The organism is Streptomyces sp. NPDC104313, from assembly GCF_055583985.1.
This window is the reverse complement of the sequence record NZ_JBVJMW010000004.1, coordinates 496,938-513,958: the sequence shown is the minus strand read 5'-3', so window position 1 is coordinate 513,958 and position 17,021 is coordinate 496,938. Positions and strand designations below refer to the sequence as shown.

General features: G+C 71.6%; 20 protein-coding genes and 2 pseudogenes. 7 read left to right on the top strand and 15 right to left on the bottom strand.

Going from position 1 to position 17,021, the window contains the following annotated elements; genetic code table 11:
- Positions 1-18 precede the first annotated feature (18 nt).
- Positions 19-279, top strand: a complete 261-nt coding sequence (locus ACZ60Q_RS12560; protein ID WP_469632280.1) for a hypothetical protein — start codon at positions 19-21, stop codon at positions 277-279.
- Positions 280-558: 279 nt separating this feature from the next.
- Here the strand turns inward: ACZ60Q_RS12560 and ACZ60Q_RS12555 are convergent, their stop codons facing one another.
- From ACZ60Q_RS12555 to ACZ60Q_RS12545, 3 genes are all read right to left on the bottom strand, one after another.
- Entirely contained in the window at positions 559-777 is a 219-nt protein-coding gene (locus ACZ60Q_RS12555; RefSeq protein WP_469632277.1) for an MbtH family protein, read from the bottom strand.
- A 163-nt stretch (positions 778-940) separates the two neighbouring features.
- Positions 941-1,264: a hypothetical protein gene (locus ACZ60Q_RS12550; protein WP_469632274.1), complete on the bottom strand. Its 324-nt coding sequence runs from the start codon at positions 1,262-1,264 to the stop codon at positions 941-943.
- A gap of 290 nt (positions 1,265-1,554) precedes the next feature.
- On the bottom strand, positions 1,555-2,448 hold the full coding sequence (locus ACZ60Q_RS12545) for a siderophore-interacting protein (RefSeq protein WP_469632272.1): 894 nt from the start codon (positions 2,446-2,448) through the stop codon (positions 1,555-1,557).
- A 151-nt stretch (positions 2,449-2,599) separates the two neighbouring features.
- Between ACZ60Q_RS12545 and ACZ60Q_RS12540 the strand changes: the two are divergent.
- Positions 2,600-3,216, top strand: a pseudogene (locus ACZ60Q_RS12540) (LD-carboxypeptidase); the annotation flags it as partial.
- Positions 3,217-3,266: 50 nt separating this feature from the next.
- Positions 3,267-4,001, top strand: a complete 735-nt coding sequence (locus ACZ60Q_RS12535; protein WP_469632269.1) for a nucleotidyltransferase domain-containing protein — start codon at positions 3,267-3,269, stop codon at positions 3,999-4,001.
- Between the two features lie 54 nt (positions 4,002-4,055).
- Here the strand turns inward: ACZ60Q_RS12535 and ACZ60Q_RS12530 are convergent, their stop codons facing one another.
- Entirely contained in the window at positions 4,056-4,277 is a 222-nt protein-coding gene (locus ACZ60Q_RS12530; protein WP_469632266.1) for a DUF5133 domain-containing protein, read from the bottom strand.
- A 336-nt stretch (positions 4,278-4,613) separates the two neighbouring features.
- Between ACZ60Q_RS12530 and ACZ60Q_RS12525 the strand changes: the two genes are divergently transcribed.
- Positions 4,614-4,862, top strand: a complete 249-nt coding sequence (locus ACZ60Q_RS12525) for a hypothetical protein (protein ID WP_469632263.1) — start codon at positions 4,614-4,616, stop codon at positions 4,860-4,862.
- 163 nt (positions 4,863-5,025) lie between these two features.
- On the opposite strand, the gene ACZ60Q_RS12520 is transcribed toward ACZ60Q_RS12525, so the two are convergent.
- From ACZ60Q_RS12520 to ACZ60Q_RS12475, 10 genes and pseudogenes are all read right to left on the bottom strand, one after another.
- Positions 5,026-5,229, bottom strand: coding sequence for a cold-shock protein (locus tag ACZ60Q_RS12520; RefSeq protein ID WP_003964323.1), 204 nt, complete (start codon positions 5,227-5,229; stop codon positions 5,026-5,028).
- A gap of 233 nt (positions 5,230-5,462) precedes the next feature.
- Positions 5,463-5,615: pseudogene (locus ACZ60Q_RS12515) on the bottom strand (DoxX family protein); the annotation flags it as partial.
- A gap of 384 nt (positions 5,616-5,999) precedes the next feature.
- Positions 6,000-6,452 (bottom strand): hypothetical protein, encoded by a 453-nt coding sequence (locus ACZ60Q_RS12510; RefSeq protein WP_469632260.1) that lies wholly within the window; start codon positions 6,450-6,452, stop codon positions 6,000-6,002.
- Between the two features lies 1 nt (position 6,453).
- On the bottom strand, positions 6,454-6,705 hold the full coding sequence (locus ACZ60Q_RS12505; RefSeq protein ID WP_469632257.1) for a hypothetical protein: 252 nt from the start codon (positions 6,703-6,705) through the stop codon (positions 6,454-6,456).
- A 102-nt stretch (positions 6,706-6,807) separates the two neighbouring features.
- Positions 6,808-7,206 carry a DUF6221 family protein gene (locus ACZ60Q_RS12500; protein ID WP_469632254.1) on the bottom strand — a complete coding sequence of 133 codons (399 nt, stop codon included), beginning with the start codon at positions 7,204-7,206 and terminating at the stop codon, positions 6,808-6,810.
- A gap of 94 nt (positions 7,207-7,300) precedes the next feature.
- Entirely contained in the window at positions 7,301-7,756 is a 456-nt protein-coding gene (locus ACZ60Q_RS12495) for a VOC family protein (protein WP_469632251.1), read from the bottom strand.
- Positions 7,757-7,759: 3 nt separating this feature from the next.
- Positions 7,760-9,427, bottom strand: coding sequence for an MFS transporter (locus tag ACZ60Q_RS12490; protein WP_469632248.1), 1,668 nt, complete (start codon positions 9,425-9,427; stop codon positions 7,760-7,762).
- A gap of 156 nt (positions 9,428-9,583) precedes the next feature.
- Positions 9,584-10,600 (bottom strand): NAD(P)/FAD-dependent oxidoreductase, encoded by a 1,017-nt coding sequence (locus tag ACZ60Q_RS12485; RefSeq protein ID WP_469632246.1) that lies wholly within the window; start codon positions 10,598-10,600, stop codon positions 9,584-9,586.
- A complete protein-coding gene (locus tag ACZ60Q_RS12480; protein WP_469632243.1) occupies positions 10,597-11,130 on the bottom strand; it encodes an isoprenylcysteine carboxyl methyltransferase family protein in 534 nt (177 codons plus the stop codon). The genes ACZ60Q_RS12485 and ACZ60Q_RS12480 overlap by 4 nt, the downstream gene beginning before the upstream one ends.
- Positions 11,131-11,145: 15 nt before the next feature.
- The gene (locus ACZ60Q_RS12475) at positions 11,146-12,198 is read right to left on the bottom strand and encodes a type III polyketide synthase (protein ID WP_469632240.1); all 1,053 of its coding nucleotides are present in this window, start codon (positions 12,196-12,198) and stop codon (positions 11,146-11,148) included.
- A 118-nt stretch (positions 12,199-12,316) separates the two neighbouring features.
- Between ACZ60Q_RS12475 and ACZ60Q_RS12470 the strand changes: the two genes are divergently transcribed.
- From ACZ60Q_RS12470 to ACZ60Q_RS12460, 3 genes are all read left to right on the top strand, one after another.
- Positions 12,317-13,234 carry a UbiA family prenyltransferase gene (locus tag ACZ60Q_RS12470; RefSeq protein ID WP_469632237.1) on the top strand — a complete coding sequence of 306 codons (918 nt, stop codon included), beginning with the start codon at positions 12,317-12,319 and terminating at the stop codon, positions 13,232-13,234.
- Between the two features lie 491 nt (positions 13,235-13,725).
- A complete protein-coding gene (locus ACZ60Q_RS12465) occupies positions 13,726-14,805 on the top strand; it encodes an NAD(P)H-dependent amine dehydrogenase family protein (RefSeq protein ID WP_469632235.1) in 1,080 nt (359 codons plus the stop codon).
- Complete coding sequence (locus ACZ60Q_RS12460; RefSeq protein WP_469632232.1) at positions 14,802-15,284, top strand: carboxymuconolactone decarboxylase family protein; 483 nt, start codon at positions 14,802-14,804, stop codon at positions 15,282-15,284. Before ACZ60Q_RS12465 ends, ACZ60Q_RS12460 begins: the two co-directional genes overlap by 4 nt.
- 92 nt (positions 15,285-15,376) lie before the next feature.
- Here ACZ60Q_RS12460 and ACZ60Q_RS12455 read toward each other — a convergent pair whose 3' ends face one another.
- The gene (locus tag ACZ60Q_RS12455) at positions 15,377-17,020 is read right to left on the bottom strand and encodes a GMC oxidoreductase (protein WP_469632229.1); all 1,644 of its coding nucleotides are present in this window, start codon (positions 17,018-17,020) and stop codon (positions 15,377-15,379) included.
- Position 17,021: the final 1 nt, after the last annotated feature.

The window sequence follows — 17,021 nt, the reverse complement described above, 5'->3', positions numbered from 1 at the left end:
GGCCCGCGGTTTCGGTGCATGCCGGTCGCGACCGTACTCATGGCGGGCGGACTCCTCGTTGCCGTTCGGGATGGCCGGCTTCCTGAATTCAACCCGGAGGCGACAGGTTGGACACACCCTACTTCTGACAGCGTCCAGCTGCTGGACCACAAACCATGGAAGGGCGTTCCTGCGGTCAAGGCCGAACGGGCTTTCCCGTCCCGGCACTTCGTGATGGCCGACTACAGCTTCGCGATCGCCTCGGACGACGAGATCGAGGGCACGCCCAGGAAGATGTAGCGGTCCGCAGTGCCTCTCGGCCCGTCGGCGGCGTGTGGCGCCGACGGGCCTTTCGTACGTGGTGCGGCCGTTCAGCCACCGGCGATCGTGTCCTGCCGCCACAGCCCGGCGGCCGGACCGCCGGCCGCGCGATGCCGGAAGACGTCCCTGGGAACCGTCCCCCAGCCTCAGGCCCGCGGGCAGCCCGGCCGGCCCGCACCGTGACGACACCGTCGCCGTCGAGGGCGAAGAAGCCGCCCTTGGCCCCGGCGGGCGCCCCGGTCCGACAGCTCGGGGGGTTCATACCGGATCGGCCGCCATGTTTGCTATCAGGCTCTTCGGCCGCAGATCGGTCCAGTTCCGCTCGACGAAGTCCAGGCAGGCCTGGCGACTGTCCTCCGGATGGACCACGGCCCATCCGGAGGGCACCTCGGCGAAAGCGGGCCACAAGGAGTGCTGCCCTTCGTCGTTGACGAGCACCAGGTAGGCGCCGTCCTCCGCCTCGAACGGGTTGGTCATCGCATCCTCCACGCACTTAGGTAAGGCTATCTTCACTTGATCGTTGGCGACCCTACCCACCCGTTCCGCGGTTGACTCGACGAATCTCACAACTCTTCTTCCCAGCAACGGATTTGCGGGCTCGAAATCAGCGGCCCGGACGCCTCGGACCCGGGCCGCCTCCTCACGCGGTACCGGTGCCGCGCCACTTGAACAGCACCCACCCCCGGTACGCACCGCCCAGCACGGCGGTGGCGCCCCCGACCAGTAGCAGGTTGTCGCGCTGGGACTCCGCCACGCCCCGGACCCGTCCGAACTGCCGGTCGGCCCATACCGGGGCGGAGAAGAACCGGCTGGAAGCAAGGCGCGCGCCCGAGAGCGGTCCGGCACCCACCACCCCGGCCGAGACCAGACTGACGCCCGGACTGCGGCTGACCGTGGCGGCGATCCGCGGGGCGGCCACCTCGATGAACGGGATGGCCCGGCGCTCGCCACCGCCACCCCGCACAGCCCGATCCCCAGCACCGTCAGGCCGAGCCGAGCGCTCGTGTAACGCTTGCGGCGCGTGAGGCCCTCAGATCCGAGAGCCGAACATGGTCACCCGCATGGTGCAGCCCTCTCGCGTCCGCTGTCCTCGCGGCGGCGTAGCACACCCATCAACCCGCCTGGCGCACAAGCTGGTTGACCGGCCGTACGACACGGGGCCCCGCGAAGTAGGGCTGATCCTGCCCAAGATGGCGTCGGCCGAGGAGTCCGGTCCGGCCGGGGCGGCGCGCCCCGGCCGGACACGGGGCCCGGTCAGAGCCCGAGGTCGCTCAGACGGGCCTCGTAGCGGATGGTGAGGTCCTCGGAGTCGCCGGCCGGATTGTCCCAGAGGGCCTCCAACTCGGAGCGCACGGCGTCGGGCAGCGCCTCGTACCGCTCGGACCAGGTGTCGGAGTTCGGTATCCAGTAGCCGACGACCTTGAAGCGATCCGCCGGGAGCCCGAGGTCACGGCGGAGGTAACGGCGCACCGAGCGCAGGGCGTTGGTCTCCCCCGCGACCCAGACGTACCCGCCCGCGAGGTCCGTGCCGGGCGGGACGGCGGCGGCCACCAGGTCGGCCAGGCGGCTCGGGCCGCGACCGTTCCCGCCGTAGGTCCAGGTCACCTTGGAGTCCGAAGGCTCCCGCAGGGGCAGCGCGGCCGAGGGCGCGGGCGCCTCCAGCACCACCCGGGTCCTGACATGGTCGGGCGTGCTCTCCAGCAGACGGGCGGCGGCGGGCAGACCGGTCTGGTCGGCGACCAGAACCTGCCAGGAGAGGTCGGCCGGGGGACTGTAGAGGCCGGTGGGGTCGTTGACGCCCACGACGTCCCCGGGCCGCGCCTCGGCGGCCCAGCCGGACGCCACGCCGCCCTCATGCAGGACGAAGTCGATGTCGACCTCGCCCGCATCCGGGCGCACGGCGCGGATCGTGTATGTGCGCATCGGCGCGACAGGCCGCCCCTCGGGAGTCTCCCAGCCGCCCTGCTCGGTCGTCCGCGGCAGGGAGACGTCGGTGCGGTCCGGTCCGTGCGGAAGGAAGATCCGCACGTACTCGTCACCGACCCCGGTGGTCCTGAAGCCCGCCAGGCCGTCCCCGTGGAGAGTGACGCGGGTCATGGTCTCGGTAAGCGGCTGCACTCGGGCAACGACGGCTCGGTGGATCGTCATGGACTCTGCCCCTTCGTACGCGTGGTCGGCCTGAGCGCCTCGCCCACCGGGACGAGAGAACCGAATTAACTAAGGCCAGCCTAACCTTTCATGGGCGCCGGTTCGATACGGCATCGGTCATACGGCCGGGCGCTGTGCCAGAACCCGGCCCATGCCTGTTCGATATCCGCGCCCTCTGGGTCCCGGTGACCGAGTCGGAATCACCTCCCCGTCCAGCGGTGTACCCGAGGAACCGCGCGAGCGGCTCGGGGTCGCGGTGCGCGATGTGCAAGCGCGGGGGTACGAGGTCGTGACCGGCCGGTGCGTGGACGGAGTCGGGCACGTCAGCGCGCCGGCGGCGGACCGGGCGGCCGAGTTGACGGCGATGCTGTCAGACCCCGGGATCAGAGCCGTGGTGCCGCCGTGGGGCGGGGAGACCGCCATTGACCTGCTGGACCGGCTGCGTACGGCGAACACGCCTGGGTGGTGGGCTACTCGGGCATGTCGACCTTCATGACACCGCTGACCCTTCTCACCGGGGCGGCGACCGTGCGCGGAACAACCCTCATGGACACCCCCTACCGGGTGCCGGAGGGGCTGGTGTCCTGGCTCGACGTCGTCTCCGTGCCACCGGGCCACCGGTTCACCCGGATTCCGCCGGAGCGGCACCGGGCCACGGGCCGGGACGACCACGCGGAGCATCCGGATGCCCGCACGTTCACGCTCGACACCCCGGGCCGGTGGACCCGGCTGGACGGCAGCGGCGACGTGGACGCAGACGCTGGACTGACCAGCCGGACAGCGGACTGGAGTCGGCCTGGCACGATGCCAGCATGACCATGAGTGACCTTGAAGCCGCGTCGGACCAGGCCGCCCGTCTGGTGCGTGAGATGTTCCCCGAGGCTCTCGGAGCCGTTCTCGGCGGGTCGTTCGCCCAGGGCCGCGCCACCGCGAGCAGCGACCTCGACATCGGCGTGCTTCTGCCGGACTCAGCCGGAAGCGGCCGCCGCGTGGTCCGCCACGAAGGCCGTCTCGTGGAGCTCTTCCTCAATGCCCTGGGGGACGTGCCCAGGTTCTTCGCGTGGGACCGCGGGCGTCGACGGGCGACCGTCGTCTTCCTCTACGCCGAGGGCCTGACGCTGACCGATCCGTCGGGGCAGGTGGCCGGAACACGCCGGCTGGCGGAAGAGATCGTCGCCCTGGGACCACCCTCGCTGACGGCGGACCAGTGGCGCCACGGCCGCTATGTGCTGACCGGCTACCTGGACGACCTGGTCGCCGTGTCCCCGGCGAGCCGTCATGAGCAGCTCGTCGTCGCCGACCATGTGCTGCGGGAAACTGCCCACCTCGTCACTGCCCACCGCGGCGCGTGGTCGGGGATCGGCAAGTGGCTGCCCCGTCGGCTCATGACCGCGGACCCCGACCTGGGCCGGGCCCTGCTGGACGGGCACCTGGCCGTGGCGGAGCGCGCCGATCCGGTGCCACTGACGGCCGCGGCGCGCGAGGTGCTGGAGGTGATCGGCGGGCCGCTGCGCGAGGGCTATGCGCACCGATGGCAGGCCTTCGAGGCATGATCTGTCTGCCAGGAGGCCATACGTGGCAGGGACGTGCTGATGTCCGGGGGCGGCTCAGAGGACGGAGTCGTCCTCGGGCCGGGCGCCGAGCAGTTGGTGGCGGGCAGCGACCAGTGCGCTGTCGACGTCACCCGTGCCGGTCGACACGCACAGCGTGTACGCCACGTCGTCCATGCGCTGCCGGGCCTCCTCGCCGCCGCTCTCCGCGTGCAGCACGCACAGTGCCTCGTACTGCTCGATCAGGTTACGCAGTACCGTGGGGTGCGCCATCAGCATGCGGGTCATCCTTCCGCCGGAATCGTCGAGTGGCGGCCTGTCGCCCGGGAGGGGCACCGCCCCGGGTACCCGCCCACGGGCGAGCCACACACCGGGGCGACGCGTCCGCCGCTCCGGTGCCGCGCGACATGCCCCCGGCTGGTGGCCGGAGCTCCAATATGGCCGGGCGGCATGGCCTCCGCATCTTCTCGGCCCCTCTCCCGGGCGTCTCCCGGGCCGGTGCCAGGTGTCCCGGTCCTCATCGGATCCCAGGACCGCTTCGCCCGGCAGCGGGTACGCACCAGGGCCCATCACTCGTCCCCCGGTCGCACCGGGGCAGTACGGAAGGAAGCTCTCATGACCGACCGCAGGCCGGAAGGTACCGCCTGCACCGGGGCTTCCGGCAGCCCGCCCCCCGTTCCGGCGGACATGCAGGACCAGCAGACGCAGGAGGGCGAGGACGCTCTCGACATATCGGTGCCGGACCGGGTGGCCCGCCAGGGCGGACAACCCGAGCTGGACGAGGCCGGCGCCGGCCGGAACACGCCACGCAACGCGAGCGCGCACCCCGACAGGCATCCGTCCCCGGACGAATCGACGGGCTGACCCCAGGAGGTTCCGGAACGATCGGTGCGAGAGCCACCGCGTACCCGGCGCGAGCCGTCCCAATCGGGGAGCCGCCCGACAGTGACCCGCCCAGGCCCGCCCCGAACGCCCTGGAGCCCCGGGGCGCGTCGCGCTCCGGGGCTCCAGGGTCGGTCAACCCGGATCAGGCGGTGGTGATGTTCTCCGCCTGCGGTCCCTTCTGGCCCTGGGTGATGTCGAAGGTCACCGCCTGGCCTTCCTGGAGCTCACGGAAGCCGGTGGAGTTGATGTTGGAGTAGTGCGCGAAGACGTCGGGACCCCCGCCGTCCTGCGCGATGAAGCCGAAGCCCTTTTCCGAGTTGAACCACTTGACGGTTCCGCTGGCCATGCCCGTACCTCTCAGCAGTAAACGGATCCGCACCGCGCGGACCCGGAGGTGATCGCCCTGGTTCTCAGGCACTGCACAGCAAAACGCCCGCGCCAGGCGCGGGCAGGTACTGCGAACCACGACATCTTCCGGCGACGCTACACGGCGGGATCACTCCTCACCAGAGAGCAACGCTATTTTGCTGTGGATCACCTTGATCATCACCGGCCCGTACTACGCCGACTACGGTCTGTTCAGGGCCCGTCGGCGCCCCGGGCGACATCGCGCGCCCACAGGACCAGCGGCACCTGGAAGGGCAGCCGGGCATAGGCCGCGCCCCGTTGCGGCCGGGGCCGGTGACTCCAGTCGACGGCCATCTGAACATTGGCCGGAAACACACCGACGGCGGAACGCCTCTGACGGGACACGCGTCTCCTTCGGCAACGGGGCTTACTCGAAAGTAAGTTACGGGTGTCCGGAGCACCGCGCACACGCAGGGCGCCAGTAGTCGCCAGAGCAGCAGCCCCACAGCGCAGACGAGCAGTCCTGCGAGCAGGGCCAACGTGCCTCGCCGCACGTTGTCGGGCTGGAGGCCGCCGAGCACGCTGAAGCACAGCCTCCCCCGTAGGCCGTGGCCAGCACCCCGCGCACGGTGACGGCAGACCCGGCCGCGATGGCGTCCCACTGATCCTCGAACGCCCGTTGGTACGGCCCCGGCTCTCGGGTGGCCAGTACGTATCCGGCAGAAGTGAACAGGGCGGCGGGTAAGGCCACCGGGCCGAAGAAGACGGTCAGCCGTCGGATCGCCGGAACGATCCACCGTCCACGGGAAAGCGGGAGAGGCGCTCGCGCACCGACCGCTTCAGGCGCTCCTCCCACCGGTCCCGCTCCGCGACATGGGTGAACAGCTCCCGCAGCCGGTTCACCTCTTCGATCATGGTGCGTTCCTCCTCCACGAACCGCCGGTTCAGCGGCCGTTCGATCCTCAGCAGGAGGGCGACGCACGCCGCGAGGGAGAGCGCGGCCACGGCCAGGCCGACCGCGACGAGCACGCCCCCGGGGCCGCCGCCCGTGGCGGCGGCGAGGACCAGGATCCCCGGGATCAGCACCGCGAGGGAGGCCGACGCGATCCGGGGCCGGCGGACCCGTCGCCGCCGCGCGCTCAGGGCCCGCACGCCGGCCAGCCGTCGCTCCGCGGCCGCCAGCGTCCGCAGGAACGCCGCTCCACCGTCGATCGCGGCCATGTCAGTTCCCGCTCCGCTGCGTGATGAACGTCTGGAGTTCCTGGCCGACATGGGTGCGCAGCGCGCCGATCTGCGCGTCGTACAGGACGGTCTTGGCCGCCCCCGCCCCCGCCTCGCCGGTGACGGCTATGAGGTTGACCGAGAGTCCGAGCCGTCCGTGCGGTGCGGTCACGGCGGCGCCCCGGCCGCCGCCGTCCACCGTGTGCCGGACGCTCTCCCACCGTGATCGGGTGTTCTCCCAGACGTCGGGCACGCGCACAGCTCCCCGGGTAGGCCTATGGGGAGATGCTATCGATCAACTGGACCCGAAGCACCGGCACTTACGGGATTCACCGGCGCCCCCGAGCACCGGGTACTACTGGATGAACCGGGGCAGCCACCGAGCCTGGTAGTCGGGGTGGCCCGCGTACTCGGCGGCCAGTTGCCGTACGGCGAATCCGAGGCCCACCGCACGGCCGGAGCGGAAGTCCTCGGCCGGGCGGTCGGTGTCCAGGTCGGCCACCTCGACGTACTCGCCGAGCATGACTCGGTTCGTCTCGATGCGCTCCAGGGTCCGCGCGGGGTTCTGGAGGGCGATGTGCTGGTCGAAGCCCCGGCCCCGCACCGTGAACGCCACCCCGCCGGTGCGGTCGTGGACCTCGCCCGGCACATCGGCCGGGCACCGCCATCGGTCTCCGCCGGCGGCCAGTGCGACGTGTTCCTCGTCGGCGAGCCGCGCCCGGACGAAGACAACCATGTCTGTGTTGGCGCCCATTGGATGCCGCTCCCTTGCGCTGATGGATCTCCGCACTAGATACGGGGAGCATTCTGGTGGAACGGGCGTGGCACGATCCACCTCCGCATCCGGTTCACCCCACCGTGTCCCCCGCGTTCCTCGCCGCCCGGTCGGCGAGCAGCCGGTACAGGGGTTCGTTCTCACGGCGGCGGTACTCCTGCACCGCCCAGCCGTTGCCGTCCGGATCGGTGAAGTACATGAAGGTCGCACCGTCGTCGGGGGCGTACCGCTGCGGCTCGGAGACCTCGACGCCCCGGCCGACAAGTTCGGCGTGCGCGGCGGTGATGTCGGTGACGCAGAGCTGGAGGCCGTGGTACGTGCCCGGCCGCGGGGTTCCGGTCGGGTTGGGCAGTCCGTCGGTGAGAGCGATCGAACAGCCGGATCCGGGCGGCGTCAGCTGGACGACGCGGGCGCCCGGCATCACCTCGGCGTCGATGTCGACGTGGAAGCCGAGCTTGTCCCGGTAGAAGTCCCGGGCCCGGTCGACGTCGGTCACGGGCAGCACGATCACTTCGAGGGTCCAGTCCATGGCTCAGAGCCCTTTCGCGGGTCGGTCGGTGTCCGGTTCGGGTCCCGGCCGGTCCGGGTCGGTCCGGGGATCGTCCGCTTCACCGCCCCCGGCCGGAAACCCGTCCCCGCCCGATTCCCCGCCCGTTTCCCCGGCGAGCGGCGTCGCGCCGCCCTGGAGGCGGGCCAGGTCGGCGGACCGGACCTGGATGACGAACAGGGCGACCAGGGCGGCGAGCACGGCGAAGCAGGCCGCGACGACGAAGGCGCTGGAGATGCCCGAGGCGAGGACCTGGTCGCCCCAGGGCGGTGGCAGCTGGCCGGTCCTGCGGAACTCCAGGAGCTGGGCGGGGGTGCCCTCCCGGAGGAATTGCGGCACCTGGTCGTTCGCCTCGTTGCGGCTGGCCGTGCCGAACGTCGTGACCAGGATCGACAGCCCCAGCGACCCGCCGACCTGCTGGGAGGCGTTGAGGGTGCCGGAGGCGGCTCCCGCCTCCTTCGGGGCGATGCCCGAGACCGCCATCAGGGTCAGCGACACGAACTGCATGCCCATGCCGAAGCCGAACACGAGCATCGGACCGAGGATCGAGCCCAGGTAGGTGCTGTGGACATCGGTCAGCGTGAGCCAGCCGAGCCCCGCAGCGGCCAGGAGCGCCCCCACCACCATGAAGGGTTTGGGCCCCCACCGGGGGAGCAGCTGGGACGCCATGCCCGCGCTGATCGCGATGACGACGCTCACCGGCAGGAAGGCGAGTCCGGCCCGCAACGGGCTGAAGCCGAGGACGTCCTGGACGAAGAGGGTCAGGAAGAAGAACATCCCGAAGATCGCCGCGGAGAGACACAGCATCATCGTGTAGGAGCCGGCCCGGTTGCGGTCGCGGAACAGCGCCAGCGGGGTGATGGGCTGTCTGGAGCGGCTCTCGATGGCGATGAACACGCCGAGGAACACCACGGCTGCGGCGAACGATCCGAGCGTGATCGGGTCGGTCCAACCCTCCTCGGAGGCTCGGATGAAGCCGTAGACCAGCAACACCATGCCGGCTGTGGAGGTGAGGGCGCCCGCCACGTCGAAGTGGCCGGGACGGCGTTCGGACTCGGGGATGTACCGGGGGGCCGCGAGGGCGATCAGCAGGCCGATGGGGACGTTGACGAACAGCACCCAGCGCCAGTCGAGCCACTCCACCAGGATCCCGCCGGCCAGCAGTCCGATCGCGCTGCCGCCCGCCGAGACAGCGGCGAACACCCCGAACGCGCGGTTGCGTTCGGGGCCCTCGCGGAAGGTGGTGGTGATCAGCGACAGGGCGGTGGGCGAGGCGATCGCGCCGCCGACGCCCTGGAGGGAGCGGGCGGCCAGCAACTGCCAGCCCTCCTGGGACAGTCCGCCCAGCAGCGAGGCGAAGACGAAGAGGAGCACGCCGAAGATGAAGACCCGGCGGCGGCCGAGGATGTCGCCGAGGCGTCCGCCGAGCAGCAGCAGTCCGCCGAAGGTCAGGGTGTAGGCGTTGACGACCCAGGAGAGGTTCTCGGTGGAGAATCCCAGGGCCTTCTGCATGTGCGGAAGCGCGATGTTGACGATGGTGATGTCGAGCACCACCATCAGCTGACACGAGGCGATGACCAGCAGTGCCAGTCCGCCGTGGTGCCGATCAGTGGTCTTCGCCGTGTCCGCTGGGGTCGCTCGGGAGCCCGTCATAGTGGATTTCGTCTCTCGTGCCGAGGGCAGTGTGCCCGGTGGGGCGGCCGGTCTCTGCGTCGGTCGGGTGAACACGGGCGTTCACCCGACCGACGTTATGCCGGAACCCGGAGCCCTGCCATTCGAGGAACCGGAGGCCGCACGGACCCCTCCGGTTCACTGGAGCGCGTGGACCGCGGTGCGGAAGAGGGCCGGCGCCCGGTGGGCCGCGGCGACGATCAGCCGGCCCGAGGACGGATGGCCTGCCGCGCCCAGCAGGGCCGCGGTGAGCAGGCGGTAGCGTCGCGTGGCCCGCGCCCACCGCCGGGGGTAGTCCTCGGGCCGCCCGGCGGTCAGGCAGTCGACCGCGGCCGTCGCGGTGGCCACCGCGAGGGCGATCCCCTCCCCGGTCAGGGCGTCGACGTAGCCCGCGGCGTCGCCGACCAACAGGACGCGCCCGGCCCGCCGGCCCAGCGCCCGCTGGCGCAGCGGACCTGCCCCGCGTACGGGGGTGGCTCCGGCGCTGTCCGCGAGCCGGGCCGCGAGAGCGGGGAAGGCGGCCAGGTGCTGGTCGTAGGGGCGGCGGTCACGGCTCAGGACGGCCACCCCTACCAGCCGCTCGCCGACCGGCGTCACGTACGCCTCGCCGTGCTGGGACCAGTGCACCTCGACGTGGTCCGTCCACGGGGTGAGCGGGTAGTGGCGGCGCAGGCCGTAACGGCCGGGACCGGGGACGGGCCGGTCGAGACCCAGGGCGCGGCGCAGCGGCGAGTGGAGCCCGTCGGCGGCGATGAGCCAGCGCGCGGTGTGTCCGGCGGCGGTGACGGTGTCCTCGTCCTGCCGGATCTCCCCCGCCTTCGCGGCGACGACGCGTACGCCGAGGGCTGTGGCCCGCTCGTGCAGGGCGGTGTGGAGTTCGGTGCGGCGGACTCCCGCGCCGGGGCCGCCCCGGAAGGCCGCCTCCGCGCTGCGTCGGCCGTCGGTGTAGCGGATCCCCCGCAGTTCGTGGCCGCTCACGCGTACGCCCAGGTCGCGCAGGGCCGCGACGCCGCCGGGCATGATGCCTTCACCGCACGCCTTGTCGACGGGGGCGGTGCGCGGCTCGACCACCACCGCCTCCAGGCCCGCCGAGGCGGCCCGGATCGCGGCGGCCAGCCCGGCCGGTCCGCCGCCCACGACCAGGACATCGATCACGCGCGTGCGTCCACGGCCGGAAGGCGGGCGAGCGCCCCGTCCTCGCACCGGATCCGCACGGCCATGAGTACGGCGTTGAGGGCGGTGAACACGAGGGCGGTCACCCAGGCCCCGTGGACCAGCGGCAGCGCGAGGCCCTCGGCGGCGACGGCGACGTAGTTGGGGTGGCTCAGCCACCGGTAGGGGCCGCCGGTGATCCGGGGCAGGCCGGGGACCACGATGACCCGCGTGTTCCAGCGGGGGCCGAGGGTTCGGATGCACCACCAGCGGAGCCCTTGCGCGGCCACGACGACGGCGACCATCGCCCAGCCGAGTACCAAGGGGAAGGGGCGTTCGGCGGACCGGACCTCCGCCAGACAGCCGGCCAGGAGCGCGGTGTGCAGCGCGACCATCACCGGATAGTGCCCGCGGCCCGATTCGACGCCGCCCCGGGCGAGGCTCCAGCGGGTGTTGCGGCGGGCCACGACGAGTTCGGCGAGGCGCTCGGCCGCGATGGCCAGTACCAGGAGGGTGTACCAGGTGGAGGTCATGGGTCGCTCTCCTTCCTACCAGCGCAGCAGCACCAGTTCGCAGCAGAATCCCGGGCCCATCGCCAGCAGCAGCCCGGGGGTGCCCGGCTCGGGACGGCGCTGTTCGATGGTGTCCCGCAGGACGTGCAGGACCGAGGACGAGGACAGGTTGCCGACGTCGGCCAGCGAGCGCCAGGTGACGTCGAGCGCGCCGTCGGGCAGATCGAGGACCTCGGTGACGGTCTCCAGCACCTTGGGGCCGCCCGGGTGACACACCCAGTGGGCGACGTCCTTCGGCTTGAGGCCGTGCTCGTCGAGGAACTCCCTTACGTCGTCCGCGAGATAGCGGCGGACGACATCGGGCACCGCCGGGTCGAGGACCACGGTGAAGCCGGTGCTGCCGATGTCCCAGCCCATGACGTGCTCGGTGTCCGGGTACATCCGGCTGCGGGTGGCGACGATCTCGGGGCCGGAGACGGCCCGGCGTCCGCCGAGGGCGACCATGGCGGCCGCTCCGTCGCCGAACAGCGCACTCGCCACCAGGTTGGCGGGCGATGTGTCGTGGCGTTGGAAGGTGAGGGAGCAGAGTTCGACCGACAGGAGCACGGCCACGTCGTCCGGGTGGCCGAGGAGGTAGTCGTGCAGCCGGGCCGTCCCGGCGGCTCCGGCAACGCAGCCGAGACCGAAGACGGGCAGCCGTTTGACGTCCGACCGCATCCCCAGGCGAGTCACGAGCCGGGCGTCGACGGAGGGGGCGGCGATGCCGGTGACCGAGGTGAACATCAGCAGGTCCACGTCGGTGGGCCGCAGCCCCGCCGCCCGCAACGCACCGCGCACGGCCTCGGCGCCGAGGTCCACGGCGGACCGGATGAACACGTCGTTGGACGCGCCGAAGCCGTCGAGGTCGCGGTAGCCGTCCAGGGGAAGCACGGTGTGCCGGGTGCGGACCCGGGCGTTCTCGTGGAGCCGGTCAAGGACACGGCGGTCGGCTCCGGGCGGCAGGCAGGTGCGGGCCACCATGTCGGTGACCTCGCGCTGGGTGTGACGGTGGGGCGGCAGAGCCCCGTGAACCGCGGCGATGCGGGTCATCCTGCCTCCTGCTTCGGTGGCGTCATGGCCCCATCCTGCCCACAACGAACGATGAAACGGCGTAAAGGACCCGCCCGGTCGCCGCATTGGCGGGGCGCCAGGCCCCTACGATCGCCCGATGGACGCCACGGACAGGGTGAGCCCGGCCGGAGCGGATCCGGCCGACGCCGAGCCGTTCGGAGCGGATCGGGCAGGGCCGGCCGGTTCGGGGCGACGCGGCCGGGTCGCGGGCCTCGCGCTCGCGTGCCACCCGGGACCGGCCCTCGCGGTGACCGCGCTCGCGCTCGCCCTCGCCCTCGGCTCCGGCCTCGGCGGTCCCCGCTCCGCGCTGGTCACGGCGGCGGTGCTGACCGGCCAGCTCTCGGTGGGCTGGTGCAACGACGCGTACGACGCGCGACGTGACGCCGCTGCCGGCCGCCGGGGAAAGCCCGCGGCCGACGGCACGGTCGGGGCGCGTGCGGTGTGGGCGGCGGCGGCGGTCGCGCTCGCCCTGTGCGTACCGCTCTCGCTGGCCTGCGGGCCACTCGCCGGCACGGTGCACCTCGCTGCCGTCACCGCCGCCTGGCTCTACAACCTGCGGCTCAAGGCGACCGCCCTGTCCTGGCTGCCGTACGTGGCCGGATTCGGCGCCCTGCCCGCCACCGTCACCCTCTCCCTGCCCGACGGACCGTGGCCCCGGTGGTGGACGGTGACGGCAGGGGCCCTGCTCGGGTTCGCGGCGCATCTGGCCGACACGCTCCCGGACATCGCGGCGGACCGGGCGGCCGGGATCAGGGGCCTCCCGCACCGGCTGGGCGACAGGGGGACCCGGCTGCTGCTGCCGGTGGCGCTCCTCGGCGCCACGGCCGTGCTGGCGTTCGGCCCACCGGGGCCGGTCGGCGGCGGGGGTGCGGCGGCGATCATCCTGGCCGGCGCGGCGGCGCTCGCGGGCCCGGCTCTCGGCCGCCGGTGGCGCAAGGCCGCCTTGGCGGGAGCGGTGGCCGTGGCGGCGGTGGATCTGGCGCTGCTGCTGGCCCGGGGTGCCGCCGGGTCCTGAACGGGCCCGCCCGAACACCTATCTGGCGATACGTCAATCAATGCGCCGGATGACATGGCCATGCGAAGACCGTTGACGCCTCGGAGACAGCTCGGAGATCCATGAACCTCTCACCGCGAACGATTGACCTGCTGGATCACCTATCGCGGAAGCAGAGGGCGCCATGAGAGGGAAACGACTCACCGGACCGGCGGCTGTTCGACGAGTCCCACGCCCTGCTCACGCCGGCGGGCCTTCCGGAACGGGGACCAGGAGTTCGACGCGATCATCCTCCACGGACGTGACGATCACCGACTCGCACGACGGCCATGTACTGATCGAGGCCGGTTCACGGTCTCCGGCGCCCCGAACGGCGCACGCGCCAAGCGGTAGCCGCTTCCGCGTTCCCGGACCGGCGGATCGTCTCCAGCCCGGGAACGCCCCTTCCCATCCGGCGGATTGGGTCCCGCACGGCTCTGGGAAGTGCGGGGTCCCGGGGCTACCCTCCGCGCATGATTCCCACGGTTGTCTGGGGTACCGGCAACGTCGGCCGCGCGGCGATCCGCGCCGTCGGGGCCCATCCGGCGCTGACACTCGCCGCCGTCCTCGTGCACGATCCCGCCAAGGCCGGACGCGACGCGGGCGAGCTCGGCGGGGTCGGGCGCACGCTCGGGGTCGCGGCCACCGACGACATCGCGGCCGTCCTGGCCACCCGGCCCCGGGCGGTGGTCTACGCGGCGTCCGGGGACATCCGTCCCGACGACGCCCTCGCCGACATCGGGCGGGCCATCCGGGTCGGCGCGGTGGTCGTCACGCCGTCCCTCTATCCGCTCTACGATCAGCGCAACGCCCCGCCGGAGCTGCGGGACCCGGTCCTGGCCGCCGTCGCCGAGGGCGGGGGTTCCCTCTTCGTCTCCGGAGTCGACCCCGGCTGGGGCAATGACGTCCTGCCCCTGCTGATCAGCGGCCTCGGTAGCGAGGTGGACGTCATCCGCTGCCAGGAGATCTTCGACTACTCCACGTACGAGCAGGAGGAGTCGGTGCGCCATCTGATCGGTATGGGGCACCCGATGGACTACGAGCCGCCGATGCTCGCGAAGAGTGTTCCGACGATGGTGTGGGGCGGTCAGATACGCCTCATGGCGCGGGCGCTGGGCGTCGAGCTCGACGGGATCCGCGAGACACTGGACCGCCGGGCGCTGGAGAGCGCGGTGCGCACCCGCACGATGGGCGAGTTCGCGGCGGGCACGCAGGGGGCGGTGCGCTTCGAGGTGCGGGGCATCGTGGACGGCGAGCCGCGCATCGTCATCGAGCACATCACCCGGATCCACGCCTCGTGCGCCCCGGACTGGCCGTCCCCACCCGACGGGGTGGGCGCGCACCGCGTGGTGATCGAGGGCCGTCCCCGTATCGAGGTGACGGTCGAGGCCTCCGACGAGGGCGAGAACCGTTCGGCCGGCGGGAACGCCACCGCGGTCGGGCGGCTCGTCTCGGCGATCGACTGGCTGGTGGACGCGGAGCCGGGCCTGTACGACGCACTCGACGTTCCGCTGCGGCCTGCGGTCGGCAGGCTGGGAAGGAGACCGGCATGATCATCGATATCCCGGAGGGTCAGGAGCCCATCGGTTACGTGTGGGGGGAGATGGTCCCCGGCATCGGCATGGCAGCCGCCGCCTTCTCGGTGTCCGTGTACGAGCACACGACTCTGGGACTGCGGGAGTTCGAGGCGGCGAGGCTGCGGGTGGCGCAGATCAACGGGTGCCTGTTCTGTCTGGACTGGCGGACCGACCGGGACGGGGCGAAGGTCGAGGAGGAGTTCGCCGGGGCGGTGACCCAGTGGCGTACGACCGACGCCTTCGACGAGCGGACCCGGCTCGCGGCGGAGTACGCCGAGCGGTACACGCTCGACCACCACGGTCTGGACGACGCCTTCTGGAAGCGGATGACCGCGCGCTACAGCCAGGCGGAGATCGTGGAGCTGACGATGAGCATCGGCTCGTGGCTGGCGTTCGGGCGGCTCAACCATGTGCTGGGGATCGACGCGGTGTGCGTTCTGCCCGGTCACGGATGAGGTCGGGCGCCTCCTGACGGAGTCCGGGGCCGCCGGGTCGGCACTCCCGGCGGCCCCGGACTCTCCGTCGGTCCCCGTATCTTCCGGGTCGACTACAGATCGGTCGCGATGATCCGTTCGATGTTGCGCTCGGCGAGCGCGGTGATGGTGACGAACGGGTTCACGCTGGTGTTGCCGGGGATGAGCGCGCCGTCGATGACGTACAGGCCCGTGTAGCCGTGCAGCCGACCGTAGTTGTCGGTGGCCTTGTCCAGGACGGCGCCGCCCAGCGGGTGGTAGGTGAGGTCGTCGCCCCAGATCTTGTGGACGCCGAAGAGGTCCGTGCGGTAGATCGTCCCCTCCTTCTGGTTGATCTTGTCGAAGATGGTCTTCGCGGCGTCGATGGACGGCTGCTTCCATGCCGTCTGCCAGTTCAGTTCGGCCTTCCCGGCCGCCGCGTTCCAGGTGAACTGCGCCCGGTTCGGGTTCTTGGTGATGGAGAGGTAGAACGAGGCCCACGTCTCGATCCCGGTGGGCAGCGGAGCGACTTCGGCGAACGCCCCGCCGGCGTCCCAGTTGTCGATACCTCCGGTGGGGATGGACGACTGCACCTTCCCTGTCGGATCCCACAGGTGGTTGGCCCGGCCGCACATGACGTTGCCGTTGTCGCCCCAGCCCCTGCCGACCTCGTTGTTGAGGAGGGGCAGCGCGCCGGTGGCCTTGAGGCCGACGAGCAGCTTGCTGGTGCCCACGCTGCCCGCGGCGAAGAACACCTTGTCCGCTGTGACGGTCTTGGTGGCGGTGGTCCGGCCGACGGTGTCCAACTGGTCGATGAGCACCGTGTAGCCACCGCCTGGCGCCGGGGTGACCGTGGTGACCTTGTGGAGCGGGGAGATGGTGACCCGTCCGGTGGCCCTGATCCGGTCGATGTAGGTCTTCTGGAGCGACTTCTTGCCGTAGTTGTTGCCGTAGAGGATCTCGGCGTCCAGGGCCGACTTGGGGACGGTACCGGCCGCCTCCTGCTTCATGTAGTCCCAGTCGTAGACGGCGGGAACGAAGAGGAACGGGAAGCCGGAGCGCTGGGCGTGTTTCCGGCCGACCCGGGCGTACTGGTAGCAGTCGACGCTGTCGAACCAGGCGGGATCGATGGTGGTGACACCTAGTCCGCTGTTGGCGCGCGGGTAGTAGGTGCTGTACATCTCCGCGGCGTTCACCGTCGGGAGGATCGCGCCGAAGTGCTCCCGGCGCGGGGTGACGGCCATGCCACCGTTGACCAGGGACCCGCCGCCGACGCCACGCCCCTGGTAGACGGTGATGCCGGCGAACTCCTCGGCGTCCAGGATGCCGGTGTAGCGGTTGACGTTCTTGTCGATGGGGAAACCGAGGAAGTTGCTCAGCGGCTGCTTGGTCCGGGTCCGTAGCCAGAAGGAGCGGTCGTCGGGCCTCGTGGTGTTGGCGAAGATCTTGCCGTCCGCGCCTGGCGTGTCCCACGCCATGCCCATCTCGACCATATGAACGTCCGTGCCTGCCTGGGCGAGCCGGAGGGCGGCCACGGAGCCGCCGTATCCGGTGCCGACGACCAGGACCGGCACGCGGGCCCCGGAGCCGATCGGCGCTGCTGCCGCACGGACGCCCGCCCACGCCGGTGCGGTGTGCCCGGCGATCGCCGCCGCACCAAGAAGAGAACCTGTTCCAGTGATGAATCTTCGACGCGAGACACCCTTGGCCTCGCCATCCCGCACGACAATATCACTCATA

Coding starts and splice junctions, on each gene's coding strand:
- ACZ60Q_RS12560 (WP_469632280.1), top strand. CDS start 19: ATGCCGGTCGCGACCGTACTCATGGCGGGCGGACTCCTCGTTGCCGTT.
- ACZ60Q_RS12555 (WP_469632277.1), bottom strand. CDS start 777: ATGACCAACCCGTTCGAGGCGGAGGACGGCGCCTACCTGGTGCTCGTC.
- ACZ60Q_RS12545 (WP_469632272.1), bottom strand. CDS start 2,448: ATGACGATCCACCGAGCCGTCGTTGCCCGAGTGCAGCCGCTTACCGAG.
- ACZ60Q_RS12535 (WP_469632269.1), top strand. CDS start 3,267: ATGAGTGACCTTGAAGCCGCGTCGGACCAGGCCGCCCGTCTGGTGCGT.
- ACZ60Q_RS12530 (WP_469632266.1), bottom strand. CDS start 4,277: ATGCTGATGGCGCACCCCACGGTACTGCGTAACCTGATCGAGCAGTAC.
- ACZ60Q_RS12525 (WP_469632263.1), top strand. CDS start 4,614: ATGACCGACCGCAGGCCGGAAGGTACCGCCTGCACCGGGGCTTCCGGC.
- ACZ60Q_RS12520 (WP_003964323.1), bottom strand. CDS start 5,229: ATGGCCAGCGGAACCGTCAAGTGGTTCAACTCGGAAAAGGGCTTCGGC.
- ACZ60Q_RS12510 (WP_469632260.1), bottom strand. CDS start 6,452: ATGGCCGCGATCGACGGTGGAGCGGCGTTCCTGCGGACGCTGGCGGCC.
- ACZ60Q_RS12500 (WP_469632254.1), bottom strand. CDS start 7,206: ATGGGCGCCAACACAGACATGGTTGTCTTCGTCCGGGCGCGGCTCGCC.
- ACZ60Q_RS12495 (WP_469632251.1), bottom strand. CDS start 7,756: ATGGACTGGACCCTCGAAGTGATCGTGCTGCCCGTGACCGACGTCGAC.
- ACZ60Q_RS12490 (WP_469632248.1), bottom strand. CDS start 9,427: ATGACGGGCTCCCGAGCGACCCCAGCGGACACGGCGAAGACCACTGAT.
- ACZ60Q_RS12480 (WP_469632243.1), bottom strand. CDS start 11,130: ATGACCTCCACCTGGTACACCCTCCTGGTACTGGCCATCGCGGCCGAG.
- ACZ60Q_RS12475 (WP_469632240.1), bottom strand. CDS start 12,198: ATGACCCGCATCGCCGCGGTTCACGGGGCTCTGCCGCCCCACCGTCAC.
- ACZ60Q_RS12470 (WP_469632237.1), top strand. CDS start 12,317: ATGGACGCCACGGACAGGGTGAGCCCGGCCGGAGCGGATCCGGCCGAC.
- ACZ60Q_RS12465 (WP_469632235.1), top strand. CDS start 13,726: ATGATTCCCACGGTTGTCTGGGGTACCGGCAACGTCGGCCGCGCGGCG.
- ACZ60Q_RS12460 (WP_469632232.1), top strand. CDS start 14,802: ATGATCATCGATATCCCGGAGGGTCAGGAGCCCATCGGTTACGTGTGG.
- ACZ60Q_RS12455 (WP_469632229.1), bottom strand. CDS start 17,020: ATGAGTGATATTGTCGTGCGGGATGGCGAGGCCAAGGGTGTCTCGCGT.